The organism is Agrobacterium tumefaciens (assembly GCF_005221325.1).
Classification (GTDB): domain Bacteria; phylum Pseudomonadota; class Alphaproteobacteria; order Rhizobiales; family Rhizobiaceae; genus Agrobacterium.
Genome location: NZ_CP039888.1, coordinates 2,414,521 through 2,430,399, shown reverse-complemented (window position 1 = coordinate 2,430,399; position 15,879 = coordinate 2,414,521). Strand labels below are relative to the sequence as shown.

The following is a 15,879-nucleotide window of genomic DNA, read 5'->3' as shown; positions in this document are numbered from 1 at the left end:
CCTAAACCGCCAGCTTTTTAAAAAGCTTTTCGAAATCCTCCGGGTCGGTATCGATCCGGAGGATTTTTTTACGCGCTGTTTCGCCTGAAATGAAGGTGATTGAAGATTTAGGCAGGCCGATTTTTTTGCCAGCAAAACAATGAGGGCCTTGTTCGCCTTTCCATCTTCCGGCACGGCGCTGACACGGGCTTTCAGATGCGCGTTTCCGTCCGCATCCTGTTCCACGCCATCGATCACATCCCGCCCGCCGTTCGGCGTCAGGCGAACCGACAGGCGGACATGATCATCGTGTTTTCGTCAGAGGCCGTTCAAACGGTCATCGGATAAAGCGTGTTCCACATGAAGGAGCGGATGAAGAAGATGATCAGCAGCAGGATGATCGGCGAAATATCGATACCGCCGAGATTGGGCAGAATGCGGCGGATGGGGCGCAGGGCCGGTTCCGTGACATTGACCAGGAAACTCCCGATGGCGTTCACGAACTGGTTGCGGGAATTGATGACGTTGAAGGCGTAAAGCCAGGAAAAAATAGCGCTGGCGATCAGCACCCACGTATAGAGGTTCAAGGCCAGATCGATGGTCTGAAACAGGGCAAGCATCAATATCTCCGTATCTTGGTTGCTAGACATTTAGACATTGACGCATGAACCGGCAAGTGTTCCGCCAGATCGTAATGATCTTTGGTCTGGTCGACCGGCGATCAGACCAATCTGATTCAAGGCTTTGTGCGGGATTTCAGGCGAAAATCGCTCACACTTTTCGTCATCCCGCTGTTGAGGGCTGGTGATTCCTGCCATATCGCTCTATTGCAAAGCTCTCATATTGTCTCGCGAGCACCCAGCCGATGTCCCTGCCTTCTGCCGAAAACCGCTTTGGCGCATTCCGGCACAGTTCCTATCGCCGCTTCTTCAGCGCCCGGTTTTTTTCGGCTTTCGCCATCCAGATCGTCAGCGTTTCCGTCGGCTGGCAGATGTATGAGGTGACAGGCAACGCGTTCTATCTCGGCCTGATCGGTCTTTTCCAGTTTCTGCCATCGCTGCTTTTGATCCTTGTCACGGGAACGGTCGCCGACCGGCACAATCGCCGGCGCATCATGGCCATATGCCTGCTGATTGCGGCGCTCTGTGCTGTGGCGCTCCTCAGTCTCACCCTGACGCACAGCTTTTCGCCCTGGCCGGTCTTCGCCATTCTCGTCGTCTTCGGCATTGAGCGGGCCTTCATGGGGCCGGCGGTCCAGTCGCTGGGGCCCAATCTCGTGCCCGTCGAGGATTTACCGAACGCGATCGCCTGGAATTCGTCTTCCTGGCAGATGGCGTCGATCCTCGGCCCGGTTGCCGGTGGTCTGCTTTATGGCCTCGGTGCGTCCGTCGCCTATAGTGTGGCGTTCGTGCTTTTCATCCTGTCTGCAACGCTTGCGGTGGCCATCCGCAAGCCGGAACAACGCGGCCCGGCAAAAGCGATCAGCCTTGAAACCATGCTGGCCGGGTTCAAATTCATCTCGCAGGAGAAGATCGTTCTTGGAGCGATCTCGCTCGACCTTTTCGCTGTCCTGCTGGGTGGTGCTGTCGCGTTGATGCCGATCTTTGCCAAGGAAGTGCTGACGCTCGGGCCGTGGGGCCTCGGGCTCTTGCGCGCGGCACCAGGCATTGGGGCCATCACGGTTGCGGTCATTCTGGCGTTCAGACCCATCCGGCACCATGCCGGTCTGCTGATGTTTGTCGGCGTCGGTCTCTTCGGTGTTTCCACCGTGGTCTTCGGGCTTTCGCAAACCGCGTGGCTGTCTATTGCCGCGCTGGTGGTCATGGGTGCATCGGACATGGTGTCGGTCTATGTGCGCGAGACCCTGATTGCGCTCTGGACGCCGGACGAGGTGCGCGGGCGCGTGAATGCCGTGAACATGGTGTTCGTGGGCGCATCGAACGAATTGGGTGAGTTTCGCGCCGGCACCATGGCCCATGTCGTGGGGGCGGTTCCGGCCGTTGTCATCGGCGGGGCGGGCACGCTTGCGGTGGCGGTCATCTGGGCGCTTGGTTTTTCCAAGCTGCGCAAGATCGACAATCTGGACGCGCCGCAATGACACCGTAAGGTCTCAGCGCTGCGCCTTGCCTTCAAAAACCAGATCGAGAAAATTGCCGAGCCATGCCCTGAGCGGTGTGTCGAACAGCATGCGGCCTTCCAGATGCTGGCTGCCGACCTGCGCATTGGGCATGCCGAAACGCTGCGCACCGCGCACCACCCAGCTATGCATCATGGCGCGCGTGAGTTCGGCGTGAAACTGCAGTCCCCAGGCATTTTTTCCATAACGATAGGCCTGGTTGGGATAGGTCTCTCCCGATGCCAGAAGTTCGGCTCCGCGTGGCAGCTCGAACCCTTCCTTGTGGAAATGATAGACCATCTTCGGCCAATGCGGCATCAGAAGTCGCCCGTGTTCGGTGGCGTGAAGCGGATACCAGCCGATTTCCACCTTGCCCTCCCTGTCGGCCTCGACCCTGCCGCCCAGATGTTTGGACAGCATCTGCGCGCCGAGACAGATGCCGAGAAAGGGCTTGTTTTCCTTCAGTGGCACCTTCAGCCAGTCGATTTCGGCTTTGACATAATCATGCGGGTCATTTGCGCTCATCGGGCCGCCGAAGATGATGGCGCCGGCATGTTTCGCCAGCGTTTGCGGCAGGTCATCACCGAGTGCCGGCCGCCTTATATCCAGGCGATATCCCTTTTCCACCAGTATCTGGCCGACGCGGCCGGGCGTGGAACGTTCCTGATGCAGGACGACAAGCAGCGAAGGTTGTTCTCTCTGTTGCCTGGAGGGGTCAAACAGCATCGTCTTCGTTTTCGCTTTCTTCAGCGGGCCCGGACCTCGTGGCGGCCTGCTGACGTTGCAGAACCCTGTCGCGCACGGAAACACCAAGCAGATCGGCTACCCGCCAGATCACATGATCTTCCATTTCGCTTCGTTCGCCGTCAGCGTAAACAATATCCCATAATATTCCAATAAGCTCCACGCGCTGATCTTCGTCGAGATGGCGGCGGATATCGGCGGTGAAGCGGTAATAATCGACGGCCTCCTTGCCGGCCTCCTGACCGGCGGTGAGAAGGGCATCGAGCTTGCCGCCATCGAGATGGTAATATTCGTGCAGGATTTCACGCAGGCGGTGACGCTCGCTTTTCGAGACGGTGCCATCCGCTTCCATCACCTGGAAACAGAGGGCGGCGACCGCTACCCTCAGATCATCAGGGCTGAAATCACCCGCATTCGGGCCGACGAGGTTCTGAATGAACGACTGTATTTGCTGGAACATCGATAGCCTGTTGGTCAGAAGAGTTTGAGCCGGGTCTTGGGTTCGGCTTCCGCGCCGGGTTTCTTGACACCCGGATCATCCGGCGCACCGCCGAAAAACGGCACGGCGTCGGCCTTTTTATCCGACGCATCGGCTCCCACCGGCGCTTCGATCGGGACGGGCTTATTCTCCTTCGCGGTGGAGACGATCGGCTTCACCTCGATCGGCGTGGCCGGGACGGGTTTCGGCTCCGCACGGGCCTCCGGGGCGGCTTCGACAATGATTGTCTTTACAGCCGGTTCGGCCCTTGCCGGCGCTGCTCTTGCCGGTGCTGCGGCAATCGCGTTTTCGATCGCCAGGTCCTCGACGGGTCCTTCGAGCTGGCCAAAAGGCGCTTTCCATTCGAAGGCATCGAGACGGCCGGTGACGGGCGACACCGGCAGCCATTTTTCCGAAACGATACCATCGGCAACCCAGGCAGGGTCCCGCGGCGCGCGCAGCGCCTGCGCCATCCAGTAGCGCACCCGGCCCTGATCCCCGGTTTCGGCCTCCTCGATGTCGGCCATCAGCAGGAAGATGCTTTCGCGCGGTTCGATCCGCGCGGCTGCCTCGGCCTTGGCCCGGGCCTTGGCGAATTCCTTGGCGTCGAGCGCTGTCTGCGCCACGGCGAACAGCGATTCGATATTGTTGGGCTTCAGGCTTTCCAGCCGCTCGGCGCGTTTCAGCCGGTCTATGGCGGTATCGCCGCTACGGGCGCGGACATAAAGCTGGGCGATCTGCGGGTGCGGGTCGTTCTTCCACACGGGCTCCAGAACCGTGGCCGCCTTGCGCAGATTGTCTTCGCGCAGATAGGATTTTGCCGCGATCAGCGCTGCCGGAACGAGGCTCTTTGCGAGCTTGAGAGCATGCTTGGCGTCCTCTCGCGCACTCACCGGATCGCTTTCCAGCTTTTCGCCGGCCTTGGCGGTGAGAAGCACGGCCTTCAGCCGTTCCGCTTCACCACGTTCAATCACGCTTGCCGCCTTCTGCCGGTCGAGCAGGCGGATGGCATCGTCCCACTGCCCATTGCGACAACGGTTTTCAAGCGTCGCCTGCGCGGCCCAAGGCAGGTAGGGTGCCTTTTCCGCTGCGTCCTCGGCATATTGCTGGGCGGCTTCGTAAGCACCCTGACGACGTGCTTCAATATAAAGACCACGAAGGCCAAGCTCGCGGGTTTCGGGGTCGCGGGCCATCGCTTCGAATTTGCGGCGCGCCTCGTCATATTTGCCTTCGATGAGATCGGCCTGCGCATCGAGCAGATGGATCAGCGGCTCCTGATCGGCGCTGAGCAGTCCTTGCGTGCGGGCTGTCATCTTGCGGGCGAGGATGGCATTGCCGGCGCCGGCGGCGATGAGACCGGTGGACAGGGCCTGATAACCGCGGTCGCGTTTGCGAGCACGGAAATAGCGGCGAGCGGCATTGGGCGAGGTCCAGATGGCGTTGACGACCCACCAGACCAGCATGACGGCGGCAACCAGCGCCGCGATGATCGAGGCGGCGACCATCAGGCTCATTTCAATCAGCTGGCCCTGCCAGACGATGGAAAGCACACCCGGCCTGTCCGCCAGCCAGGAGAAACCAAAACCGAGCGCCAGAACGATAACGGCGAAAGTCAGAATTCTGGTCATGCCCTTACCCCTGCCTGCCGGTGCTGGTAATGGCACGGTTCAACGTGCCGCCCACCAGATTTTCGACCTCGATACGCGCATCCAGAGATTTTTTGTAGTCGGCGGATGCCGTCTTGGGCGCCTCGGGAAGCCCGTTCCATTCAAGTGCCGCACCCTGCAGATCGCCGTTGCGCAGCTTGTTTTCCATGCGCGCGATCATCGCGTCGGCTGTCTCGCCCTCGATATTTCCGACCGGACGGACTTTCACCAGCGAAAAGGCGCTTTCGGTCAGACGTTCCATGATGCCCTGATTGGGATCGGGCTGGTTGATGGCCGACAGCATCGCATTGGCGATATCAGGGAATTTCTGCATCAGCTCCGAACGCGACGGCACACCCGTGGCGGCGAAGGATTGCAGCGAGGCGATGGCCGGATCGTCGGGCGTGACCTTGGAGAGCGTGTCGAGTTCGGTGAGGAAGGGTCCGCCGCGATCGATCGCTGCCTTCAGTGCGGCCGACGCAATCGCACGGGCGACTTCGATATCGTCGCGCGGCTCGTTGATCTTGGCTTCCGCATCCGCAAGGCGGCGCGTCAGTTCCGATGAAGCGGCCGCCTGCGCGGATCGCTCCGACTGCAGGGCAGTTTCCAGCGCGGTGATTTTTTCCGAAAGGCCATCCACCTGCGGAGCTTCACCCTTCGCCCCTTCGAGCGTTGCGATGCGCTGTTCCAGGGCCGAGGTGTCTGCCGCCGGAGCGTTGGCGAGTTGCTGCCGCAGGCCGGTGATATCGGTTTTCAGCGCTGCGATTTCATCGCTTCCGGCTCTGCCTGCGTTAAAGGAAGGCAGGATGCCGGCATATTGCATGCTGCCGGCGGCGGCGAGTGCCACCAGACCGCCAACGATGCCAGCCGCAACCAATCCAGAGGTCGCCGCCTGTTTGCGCTCCACTTGCTGCGGCGTGGAGGGCTTCGCCGCCCCCGATGAGGAGGTGGCGGTCGAGGGTTTTGCAGCAGCGGAAGAAGAGGCGTTGCCGGATGTGCTGGAGGAGGCCGTGGAGCCAAAGCTCGGCTTGGAAGCCGCTGCGGCAGCCGAAGCGGCGCTCGTCCCGGCGGTGCCCGTTGCCGGTCCTGCATCGACTTTTGGTGGGACGGCAGTTGGTGAAACGGGTTCCTTCGGCTTGTCCGCAGAGCTTTCCGCCTTTGGCGCCGCAGACGCCGATTCCGTCTTGCCGACATTAGGCTCCGGCTCAAGAGGGGTTTTGTGCGGCTGGTCCCAGATGGGAGCAGGGTTGCTCGCTGCTGCTGCTGCGGGCTTTGTTTCTGCGACACCTGGCTCTGTCGTTGCGACCGGCGTTTGGTCACCGGGTTTTTCGTCCACTCTGGCAGTGTCCCCGTCGGCAGAAATCGCTTTCACGTCTTTCGCGTCCAGGTCGATTGTGACCGGTTCGGCTTTGGACTTGGAGTGGCGTGGCGGCTTTCCCGATACCATGACAACCTCATTTCTGCCTGCAGTAGTCTAAACCTAGTCAGTGACGGCGGCAAAGGAAAGAGGCGAACGCCAATTAGGTTCCAGAGTACTGGCATAGAAGTTCGAACATCGCCGCCTCGCTCGGCTCTTCGGCGGCGATGGATTTTGAGCGGAAAATTTCCGGAACCAGAGAAAGCACATTGCGGCTGATGCAGATGAACTGGACCGCCGCCAGCGCACCCACATATTTTTCCGCCGACACATGGCTAAAAAAAGCCCGTGCCGCTTCGGACGAATAGAGCAGGACTACATCGGCAGCGGTGTGGAGAAGGGCCGTTTCAAGCATGTTTTCGGAGACGTCCGAGGGCAGCATCTCGTAACAATCGACCGTTCTGAAGGGAATGCCCGCTGCGGCAAGGCCTTCCTCGAAGACTGAGCCACGTGGCCTGCCGGCGAGATAGAGCAGGGGTTGTTCCTCGGAAAAAAAGGCGCGGTGCTCCGTCACCAGTGCAGTCAGACCGAGGGCATCTCCTGACGCGGTGAATATCTGCCCGAAGCCAGCTTTTTCCGCCGCTTGCGCGGTTGCTCCGCCGACGGCAAAAAGCGGTTTCGACAGATGCGGTGCCAGCTGCCCCCCGAATGTGTCCAGCGCCTGTACGGCTTCCGCGCTGGTTACCGCGATGGCCGCCAGCGGGGTGGACAGCGCCGAGGTGGCGCGTTCGCCATGATGGATGGGATGAAACAGCGGAAGAAGCACCGGCGCATGGCCAAGCGCTTCGAGCTTTGCGGCCGTCCTTTCGCCCGAACGCTGCGGCCGGGTGACGACGATCCGCATCGGCTCAGCTCCAGCCTTCGAAGAAATTGCTGCCCGCTTTGGCGCGCACCTCTTCGCCGGCCTTTTTCCCCAGTATCAATGCGTCCCTGCGGTTGCCAGAGATTTCGATGCCGTGGCTTGTCTGGCCGTCTGGGGTGAGGATCAGGCCGGAAAAACGGACGTCCTCACCGTCACAGGTGGCGTAACCGGCAATGGGGGTACGACAGGAACCGTCAAGTGCTGCCAGAAAGGCGCGCTCACAAGTCACGGCGTCATAGGTGGGCCGGTCGTTTATGGGAGCCAGCAATTCATCCATGCGAGCATCACCGATGCGACTCTCGACCCCGATCGCGCCCTGGGCCGGCGCGGGGGGAAATTCTTTCGGATCGAGAATTTCCGTCGGCACGTTGTCTTTGCCGAGCCGCTTCAGGCCGGCAAAGGCAAGAAGCGTCGCATCCGCCTGGCCTTCTTCGAGTTTGCGCAGACGCGTGTCGACCAGGCCGCGGAAAACGATGACGCTGAGATCCGGGCGCAGGCGGCGGATCAATGCCTGGCGGCGCAGAGATGCGGAGCCGACAACGGCGCCGTGCGGCAGCTCCAGAAGCTTCGGTGCCGTGCGGCCGATGAAGGCATCGCGCATGTCCTCACGCGGCAGGAAAGCAGAAAGATAGAGGCCCTCAGGCAAAACCGTCGGCATGTCCTTGGAGGAATGCACGGCAATATCGAGTTCGCCGGACAGAAGCTGGTTCTCCAGTTCCTCCGTGAACAGGCCCTTGCCGCCGATTTCCGACAAGGCGCGGTCGGTGATCCGGTCGCCCTTGGTGGAGAGCACGACGATTTCGAACATTTCTTCCGGAAGACCGTGCGCCGCCATCAGCCGGCTGCGGGTCTCATAAGCCTGCGCGAGCGCCAGCGGGCTGCCGCGCGTGCCGATTCGGAAAGGTTTTGTTTGCATCCGCGTCTATCCATTGTTACCGGAGTTGTCTTAGACCAACTCAGCGCATGATCGCAATGAACGAACAGATTTGATGACCCCCTTTCTTCGTATCCTCGGCATAGAGACAAGCTGCGACGAAACCGCTGCATCCATTGTGGTTCGGCATGCGGACGGGCGTGGCGAGATCGTTTCCGACGTCGTTTTGTCGCAGCTTGAGGAACACAGCGCCTATGGCGGTGTGGTGCCGGAAATTGCCGCGCGCGCCCATGTCGAGGCGCTGGACACGCTGGTGGAAGAAGCGCTGGAGCAGGCGGGCGTCACCCTTGCCGATGTCGACGCCATTGCCGCCACCTCCGGCCCCGGTCTCATCGGCGGGCTGCTGGTGGGGCTGATGACCGGCAAGGCCATCGCCAAGGCGGCCGGCAAACCGCTTTACGCCATCAATCATCTGGAGGGTCACGCGCTGACGGCGCGACTGACTGATGGTCTGTCTTTCCCCTATCTGATGCTGCTCGTCTCCGGTGGCCACACGCAGCTGGTGCTGGTGCGCGGTGTTGGCGACTACGAGCGCTGGGGCACCACCATCGATGACGCTTTGGGTGAAGCCTTCGACAAGACTGCGAAGCTTCTCGGCCTGCCCTATCCCGGTGGGCCTGCGGTCGAGAAAGCGGCGGCGATGGGTGACTCGGACCGGTTTCCGCTTCCGCGCCCGATGGTGGGTGAAGCACGGCTCGACTTTTCCTTCTCGGGCTTGAAGACAGCGGTGCGGCAGGCCGCGACCGCCATCGCACCGCTTTCGGAGCAGGATATCGCCGATATTTGCGCCTCCTTCCAGAAGGCTGTGTCGCGCACCCTGAAAGACCGTATCGGCCGTGGCCTTGCGCGTTTCAAACAGGAGTTTCCGCATCTGGAAACGCAGCCGGCTCTTGTGGTGGCCGGCGGCGTAGCCGCCAACCAGGAAATCCGCCAGACCCTGCAGACACTTTGCGATATCAACGGCTTCCGCTTCGTTGCGCCGCCGCACCGACTTTGCACCGATAATGCTGCGATGATTGCATGGGCGGGGCTGGAGCGCATGGGGGAAGGCAAGGAGGCCGATGCGCTAGAGGTCGCGCCGCGCTCTCGCTGGCCGCTTGACGGTAGCGCAGAGACATTGATCGGTTTCGGAAAAAGGGGAGCGAAGGCCTGATGCAGCGGGAAAAAATCGTCGTCATCGGCGCCGGTGCCTTCGGAACTGCGCTCGCCGTCGTCATCGCGCTGGAAAACCGGCATGATGTGACCCTGCTAGGTCGCGATCCGGCGCTGGTGGCTGATCTCAGGAGCGACCGGGTGCACGAGGCGGCCCTGCCGGGCGTGGACCTGCCGGATGCACTTGAATTCTCGGCCGAGCCGGATGTGCTGGCTGGCGCCAGTATCGTGTTGTTCGCCATGCCCTCGCAGGCCCATGCCGACGCCGCCCGGCACTATGGCCCTTATCTGGCTAATGACTCTATCATCGTCACCTGCGCAAAGGGTATCGACCGCAGCTCCGGTCGTCTGCTGACGGAACTTCTGGAGGCGGAACTGCCGCATCATCCCATTGCGGTTCTGTCCGGTCCGGGCTTTGCTGCCGATATTGCGCGCGGCTTGCCGACCGCCATGGCGATCGCGGCAGAGGACGCGGCGGTTGCCGAACGGCTGGCGACCACGATTTCGGGTAGGACCTTCCGGCTTTATGCCTCGACAGACCGTATTGGTGTGCAGCTGGGCGGGGCGCTGAAGAATGTTCTCGCCATTGCCGCCGGTATCGTCGAAGGCGCGGGGCTCGGCGATTCCGCCCGGGCGGCGCTGATCTCGCGTGGGCTTGCCGAAATGTCTCGTCTCATCGTCGCCATGGGCGGCAAGGCAGATACGGTGCGCGGTCTTTCCGGCCTCGGCGATCTGGTGCTGACGGCCACGAGCCACCAGTCGCGCAACCTGCGTTTCGGCATCGCGCTCGGTCGGGGTGAGGGCAAGGACATGTCCGGCGGGCTGGTGGAGGGCGCCTTTGCGGCAGCCGTTGCCGCCCGGCTCGGCGAGGATCACGTAATCGACATGCCGGTTACCGAAGCGGTGGCCGCCATTATCGATGGCAATCTGGATGTGGCGAGCGCCATGCAACAATTGATGACACGGCCCATCACCACTGAATGAATGTTGGCCGACCATAAGGAGACGACAATGCTGTTTGCCTTTATCTGCAAGGACAAGCCCGGCCATCTGAACGTGCGCATGGAAACGCGCCCCGCTCATCTGGAGCATCTGAACAGGCTGAATGCCGAGGGCACGCTGAAGATCGCCGGCCCGTTTCTGGATGCGGAAGGCAAGCCGAATGGCAGCCTTGTGATCGTGGAAGCTGCCGATATCGAAGCGGCCAAGGCTCTCGCCGAGGCCGACCCCTATGCCAAGGCTGGCCTGTTCGAAAGCGTTGACGTGAAGCCCTATAACTGGGTCTTCAATAATCCGGGAGCGTAAGCGAGCATGGCGAATTACTGGCTTTACAAGTCCGAGCCGTTCAAATGGTCCTGGGAAATGCAGAAGGCCAAGGGCGAGGCCGGCGAAGAGTGGACCGGTGTGCGCAATTATCAGGCCCGCAACAACATGCGCGCCATGAAGATCGGCGACAAGGGTTTCTTCTATCACTCCAATGAAGGGCTGGATGTCGTCGGCATCGTCGAAGTCTGCGCCTTGTCGCATCCGGATTCGACTGCGGAAGGTGATCTGAAGTGGGATTGCGTCGATATTCGCGCGGTCTGCGACGTGCCGCAGCCGGTTTCCCTGAAGGATGTGAAGGCGAACCCGAAGCTGGAGAAGATGTCGCTCGTCACCTCCATGCGGCTTTCCGTGCAGCCGGTGACGGAAGAGGAATATCTTGAGGTCTGCCGCATGGGCGGCCTCACCAATCCGCCGAAATCGCCGGATTGATGCTTCGGTGAGGACCGATCCCGAGCGCTTCATTCTCGACAACACCGGCACCATGCATCCGCCGCATGTGCCGGAGCTGCGTCTTCATCTTGCCACCGAGGCGCATGAGCTATGGTTGAAGACGGAGGATGAGCTGGAAGAGATCGGCCTGCCGCCGCCCTTCTGGGCTTTCGCCTGGGCGGGCGGGCAGGGGCTTGCCCGTTACGTTCTCGATCATCCTGAAAGCGTTTGCGGCAAGCGCGTGCTGGATTTTGCCAGTGGCTCCGGACTGGTTGCCATCGCGGCTGCAAAGGCCGGCGCCAGCGAAGTTCTGGCCGCGGATATCGATCCGTGGACGGAAACGGCCATTCGGTTGAATGCGGCGCTCAATGGTGTGGATATCGGCTTTACGGGGCTCGATCTGGTCGGCAAGCCTGTCGAGGCCGATGTCCTGCTGGCGGGCGACGTATTCTACGACCGCGCCTTTGCCGACCGTCTCGTGCCGTGGTTTCTGGAGCTGACGGAGAAGGGTGTGAGCGTGCTCGTCGGCGATCCGGGACGGGCCTATCTGCCCAAAGAGCGCCTTCGTGCCGAGGCGACCTATCAGGTGCCGGTGACGCGGGCGCTGGAAGACAGCGAAGTGAAGAAGACCACGGTGTGGCGTTTTATCTGATCAGGGCCTGATGATGCAGACGCCATGTTCGTATGCGCAGGCATCGTCTGCGTTTTCGGCATGGACAGAGATGATTTTCGCCTTGGGGGCTAGCTGTACGCCCGCTCTGTCCGTTACACTTCTTCGCGAAAATCCGCTGCTGATCGCGAAATAATTACCGTTTCCGCGCACCCGTAGCGCCGATATGCCGCCGACATAGGTGCCGCCGGGGAGGGCGGATGGCAACCCATCGGTGGAGAAGCTTACCTCGGATTGATGGTGCCGATATGGGTGGCGGCCATAAAAACCCTCTGCCGCTGCCGGTGGCGCGAAGGTGAAAATGGCGCCTGAGACCATCATGGCCAGGGCAGCGATTCGGCGCTGTAACATGAGCGTCATGCTCCGGTTTTCGAGGTTAACCAATCGTAAATTACACCTTTTCTGAATTACGTAAAGGTAAATATTTTGAGGGCGTAAATCTTGGAAACGCTCGATTTTTTATTTTGACATGAAAAAATCCAAAAAAAATTCGTGAACCAATCGATTAAATTCGAATCGGTCATGAAATGTGCTTGTGATGACGCCCCCATGTGATTAAACGTCGCGGTTGGTGCAATGCACATTCTTTCGTCATGTGCTGTTGCTTGGGGGCGTCCTGTCTGAATGGGCGCACGGGAAAACGCCGCGAGGTTCTGATGGCGAATGTGACAAATAACCGGCCTCTGTCGCCGCATCTTCAAATTTACAAACCGATTCCGACGATGGTTGCATCCATCGTGCACCGCATCACGGGCGCTGCGCTTTATTTCGGAACGCTTCTGGTTGCCTGGTGGCTGATCGCGCTTGCCTCTGGTCCTGCCTATTACGACTGGGCCAGCTGGGCGATGGGCACGATCATCGGCAGGCTCATCCTGATCGGCTATACCTGGGCTCTGGTTCACCACATGTTGGGCGGTCTTCGCCATTTCATGTGGGATCTGGGTCATGGCTTCGAGAAGCACTTTACCACCAAGCTGGCAAAGGCCTCGTGGGTCGCGTCGATCTGTCTGACCGCGCTGATCTGGGTCATTGTCCTGATCGTGCGCTGAGGAGATTTTTCATGGATATGCGTACACCTCTCGGAAAGGTTCGCGGTCTCGGCTCCGCCAAGGAAGGCACTGACCATTTCCTGCGCCAGCGCGTCACCGCGGTCGCCAACGTTCCGCTGCTGATCTTCTTTGTGATCTTCCTCATCAAATATGCCGGCGCGCCGTATCCGGAAGTCGTCGCCGCGCTGTCGAACCCGCTCGTTGCGGTCATCATGGCTCTGGTGCTGGTGTCCGGCCTCATCCACATGAAGCTCGGCATGCAGGTCATCATCGAAGACTATGTTCACACCGAGGTTTCGAAGCTCGTTCTTCTGATGCTCAATACGTTTTTCGCGATTCTGATTGGCGGTCTTTCCATCTTCGCCATTCTGAAAATCGCATTCGCAGGATAAGTCCGCCATGGCATCGATCAGTTCACCTTCCCAGAATGGCAAGGCCTACACCTATGTCGATCACTCCTATGACGTGATCGTGGTGGGCGCCGGCGGCGCGGGTCTGCGCGCAACGCTCGGCATGGCCGAGCAGGGTTTCAAGACCGCCTGCATCACCAAGGTTTTTCCGACGCGTTCCCATACCGTCGCAGCGCAGGGCGGTATTGCCGCATCGCTCGTCAATATGACGCCCGACTGTTGGCAGTGGCACCTTTACGACACGGTGAAGGGCTCGGACTGGCTCGGCGACGTGGACGCCATGCAATATCTCGCCATGGAAGCGCCGAAGGCGGTCTATGAGCTGGAACATTACGGCGTTCCCTTCTCCCGTAATGCTGAAGGCAAGATTTACCAGCGCCCGTTCGGCGGTCACATGCAGAATTACGGCGAAGGCCCGCCGGTTCAGCGCACATGCGCGGCCGCCGACCGTACCGGCCACGCCATTCTGCACACGCTTTACGGCCAGTCGCTGCGCAACAATGCGGAATTCTTCATCGAATATTTCGCGCTAGACCTCATCATGTCGGCAGACGGCCGTTGTACGGGCGTCGTTGCCTGGAACCTCGATGACGGCACGATCCATCGCTTCTCCGCCAAGATGGTGGTGCTGGCGACCGGCGGTTACGGCCGCGCCTATTTCTCGGCGACCTCTGCCCACACCTGCACCGGCGACGGCGGCGGTATGATTGCCCGTGCCGGCCTGCCGCTTCAGGATATGGAATTCGTACAGTTCCACCCGACCGGCATTTATGGCGCAGGCTGCCTCATCACCGAAGGCGCACGCGGCGAAGGCGGTTATCTCGTCAACTCCGAAGGCGAGCGCTTCATGGAGCGTTATGCGCCGTCGGCAAAGGATCTGGCGTCGCGTGACGTCGTGTCACGCTGCATGACCATGGAAATTCGCGAAGGCCGCGGCGTGGGCAAGAACAAGGACCACATCTTCCTGCATCTGGATCACCTCGATCCGGCGGTTCTGCATGAGCGTCTTCCGGGCATTTCCGAAAGCGCCAAGATTTTCGCCGGCGTCGACGTAACGCGCGAGCCTATCCCGGTTCTGCCGACGGTTCACTACAATATGGGCGGCATTCCAACCAACTATTGGGGTGAAGTGCTGAATGCCGATGCCGACAACCCGGAACGCATCGCGCCCGGCCTGATGGCTGTCGGCGAAGCCGGTTGCGCCTCGGTTCACGGTGCCAACCGCCTCGGCTCCAACTCGCTGATCGACCTCGTGGTCTTCGGCCGCGCTGCCGCGATCCGCGCCGCCCAGGTCATCGACCGCGATGCGCCGGTTCCTGCGCTCGACATTGCTGCCTGCGACAAGATCATGGAACGCTTCGACAGCCTGCGTTACGCCAATGGCTCGACGCCGACGGCGGTGCTGCGCGACAAGATGCAGCGCGCCATGCAGGACGATGCGGCCGTGTTCCGCACGCAGGAATCGCTGGAAAGCGGTTGCCAGCGCCTTTCTGCCATCTGGAAGGAGCTGCCGGACGTCAAAGTTACCGACCGTTCGATGGTCTGGAACTCCGATCTGGTCGAGACGCTCGAGCTGCACAACCTGATGGCCAATGCGATCACCACGGTCTACGGTGCGGAAGCGCGCAAGGAGAGTCGCGGTTCGCATGCCCGCGAGGATTTCGTCGACGGTCCGTTCGCCGGTCGCGACGACGTGAACTGGCGCAAGCATACGCTCGCCTGGGTCAGCCCGGAAGGGGACGTCAAACTCGACTATCGCCCGGTTCACACCGACCTGATCGCCGACGGCATCGATCCCAAAAAGATCGAGCCGAAGGCGCGCGTCTACTGATTTGAGGAACTGGATATGGTTGAACTCGCTCTCCCCAAGAACTCCCAGATCAGCGAAGGCAAGGTCTGGCCGAAGCCTGACGGTGCCAAGAATGTGCGCGAATACCGCATCTATCGATGGAACCCGGATGACGGCCAGAACCCGCGCATCGATACCTATTACATCGATGTCGATGATTGCGGGCCTATGGTTCTCGACGCGCTTCTCTACATCAAGAACAATATTGACCCGACGCTGACGCTGCGCCGCTCCTGCCGCGAAGGCATTTGCGGTTCGTGCGCGATGAATATCGACGGCACAAATACGCTCGCCTGCACCAAGGGTATGGAAGAGATCAATGGCACGGTGAAGGTTTATCCGCTGCCACATATGCCCGTCGTGAAGGACCTCGTTCCCGATCTGTCGAACTTCTACGCCCAGCACCGTTCCATCGAGCCCTGGCTGAAGACGGTTTCGCCGACGCCTGCCAAGGAATGGAAGCAGAGCCATGAGGATCGTCTGAAGCTGGATGGTCTTTATGAGTGCATTCTGTGCGCCTGCTGCTCCACGTCCTGTCCCAGCTACTGGTGGAATGGCGACCGTTACCTTGGTCCGGCCGTTCTGCTGCAGGCCTATCGCTGGCTGATCGACAGCCGCGACGAGGCAACCGGCGAGCGTCTCGACGATCTCGAGGATCCGTTCCGCCTTTATCGTTGCCACACCATCATGAACTGTGCGCAGGCCTGCCCGAAGGGTTTGAACCCGGCCAAGGCGATTGCAGAAATCAAGAAGATGATGGTCGAGCGCCGCGTCTAAGGCGATTCGCTGGCAATGGCGATTTATGCGGGCCGCGGTCT

The 15,879-nt window shown here is 60.6% G+C and carries 18 protein-coding genes and 1 pseudogene; 10 read left to right on the top strand and 9 right to left on the bottom strand.

The window, feature by feature from the left end; all coding sequences use genetic code 11:
* Position 1 precedes the first annotated feature (1 nt).
* Positions 2-273: pseudogene (locus CFBP5499_RS12485) on the bottom strand (DUF167 family protein).
* A 35-nt stretch (positions 274-308) separates the two neighbouring features.
* Positions 309-599 (bottom strand): YggT family protein, encoded by a 291-nt coding sequence (locus tag CFBP5499_RS12480; RefSeq protein ID WP_003492418.1) that lies wholly within the window; start codon positions 597-599, stop codon positions 309-311.
* Positions 600-844: 245 nt separating this feature from the next.
* Between CFBP5499_RS12480 and CFBP5499_RS12475 the strand changes: the two genes are divergently transcribed.
* A complete protein-coding gene (locus CFBP5499_RS12475; RefSeq protein WP_080827121.1) occupies positions 845-2,077 on the top strand; it encodes an MFS transporter in 1,233 nt (410 codons plus the stop codon).
* A gap of 12 nt (positions 2,078-2,089) precedes the next feature.
* Here the strand turns inward: CFBP5499_RS12475 and CFBP5499_RS12470 are convergent, their stop codons facing one another.
* From CFBP5499_RS12470 to hemC, 6 genes are all read right to left on the bottom strand, one after another.
* Complete coding sequence (locus CFBP5499_RS12470; protein WP_080827122.1) at positions 2,090-2,821, bottom strand: glutamine amidotransferase; 732 nt, start codon at positions 2,819-2,821, stop codon at positions 2,090-2,092.
* Complete coding sequence (locus CFBP5499_RS12465; protein WP_006310818.1) at positions 2,811-3,299, bottom strand: TerB family tellurite resistance protein; 489 nt, start codon at positions 3,297-3,299, stop codon at positions 2,811-2,813. The genes CFBP5499_RS12470 and CFBP5499_RS12465 overlap by 11 nt, the downstream gene beginning before the upstream one ends.
* A 14-nt stretch (positions 3,300-3,313) precedes the next feature.
* Entirely contained in the window at positions 3,314-4,945 is a 1,632-nt protein-coding gene (locus CFBP5499_RS12460; RefSeq protein ID WP_080827123.1) for a heme biosynthesis protein HemY, read from the bottom strand.
* Between the two features lie 4 nt (positions 4,946-4,949).
* Positions 4,950-6,410 carry a COG4223 family protein gene (locus CFBP5499_RS12455; RefSeq protein WP_080827124.1) on the bottom strand — a complete coding sequence of 487 codons (1,461 nt, stop codon included), beginning with the start codon at positions 6,408-6,410 and terminating at the stop codon, positions 4,950-4,952.
* A 73-nt stretch (positions 6,411-6,483) separates the two neighbouring features.
* Positions 6,484-7,224, bottom strand: a complete 741-nt coding sequence (locus CFBP5499_RS12450) for a uroporphyrinogen-III synthase (protein WP_080827125.1) — start codon at positions 7,222-7,224, stop codon at positions 6,484-6,486.
* Positions 7,225-7,228: 4 nt separating this feature from the next.
* A complete protein-coding gene (hemC, locus tag CFBP5499_RS12445; RefSeq protein WP_137066289.1) occupies positions 7,229-8,158 on the bottom strand; it encodes a hydroxymethylbilane synthase in 930 nt (309 codons plus the stop codon).
* A gap of 73 nt (positions 8,159-8,231) precedes the next feature.
* Here hemC and tsaD point away from each other — a divergent pair, with 73 nt between their 5' ends.
* The 5 genes from tsaD to CFBP5499_RS12420 are packed head-to-tail and all read left to right on the top strand — an operon-like array spanning position 8,232 to position 11,735.
* Positions 8,232-9,329, top strand: a complete 1,098-nt coding sequence (gene tsaD, locus CFBP5499_RS12440) for a tRNA (adenosine(37)-N6)-threonylcarbamoyltransferase complex transferase subunit TsaD (protein WP_080827126.1) — start codon at positions 8,232-8,234, stop codon at positions 9,327-9,329.
* A complete protein-coding gene (locus tag CFBP5499_RS12435; protein ID WP_080827127.1) occupies positions 9,329-10,312 on the top strand; it encodes an NAD(P)H-dependent glycerol-3-phosphate dehydrogenase in 984 nt (327 codons plus the stop codon). The genes tsaD and CFBP5499_RS12435 overlap by 1 nt, the downstream gene beginning before the upstream one ends.
* Before the next feature lie 27 nt (positions 10,313-10,339).
* Entirely contained in the window at positions 10,340-10,633 is a 294-nt protein-coding gene (locus CFBP5499_RS12430; protein WP_080827570.1) for a YciI-like protein, read from the top strand.
* Positions 10,634-10,639: 6 nt separating this feature from the next.
* Positions 10,640-11,083 (top strand): EVE domain-containing protein, encoded by a 444-nt coding sequence (locus tag CFBP5499_RS12425; RefSeq protein WP_080827128.1) that lies wholly within the window; start codon positions 10,640-10,642, stop codon positions 11,081-11,083.
* A gap of 7 nt (positions 11,084-11,090) precedes the next feature.
* Complete coding sequence (locus CFBP5499_RS12420) at positions 11,091-11,735, top strand: class I SAM-dependent methyltransferase (RefSeq protein WP_080827129.1); 645 nt, start codon at positions 11,091-11,093, stop codon at positions 11,733-11,735.
* Here CFBP5499_RS12420 and CFBP5499_RS12415 read toward each other — a convergent pair whose 3' ends face one another.
* Complete coding sequence (locus tag CFBP5499_RS12415; protein ID WP_175416713.1) at positions 11,736-12,104, bottom strand: hypothetical protein; 369 nt, start codon at positions 12,102-12,104, stop codon at positions 11,736-11,738.
* A 305-nt stretch (positions 12,105-12,409) separates the two neighbouring features.
* On the opposite strand from CFBP5499_RS12415, the gene sdhC reads away from it, so the two are divergent.
* From sdhC to CFBP5499_RS12395, 4 genes are read left to right on the top strand one after another with little or no spacing between them, the layout of a single operon-like run.
* Positions 12,410-12,802 (top strand): succinate dehydrogenase, cytochrome b556 subunit, encoded by a 393-nt coding sequence (gene sdhC, locus CFBP5499_RS12410; protein WP_080827131.1) that lies wholly within the window; start codon positions 12,410-12,412, stop codon positions 12,800-12,802.
* Positions 12,803-12,813: 11 nt separating this feature from the next.
* Positions 12,814-13,194, top strand: coding sequence for a succinate dehydrogenase, hydrophobic membrane anchor protein (sdhD, locus tag CFBP5499_RS12405; RefSeq protein ID WP_080827132.1), 381 nt, complete (start codon positions 12,814-12,816; stop codon positions 13,192-13,194).
* Positions 13,195-13,201: 7 nt separating this feature from the next.
* Positions 13,202-15,043 (top strand): succinate dehydrogenase flavoprotein subunit, encoded by a 1,842-nt coding sequence (gene sdhA, locus CFBP5499_RS12400; protein ID WP_080827133.1) that lies wholly within the window; start codon positions 13,202-13,204, stop codon positions 15,041-15,043.
* Positions 15,044-15,058: 15 nt separating this feature from the next.
* Entirely contained in the window at positions 15,059-15,838 is a 780-nt protein-coding gene (locus CFBP5499_RS12395; protein WP_080827134.1) for a succinate dehydrogenase iron-sulfur subunit, read from the top strand.
* Positions 15,839-15,879 lie beyond the last annotated feature (41 nt).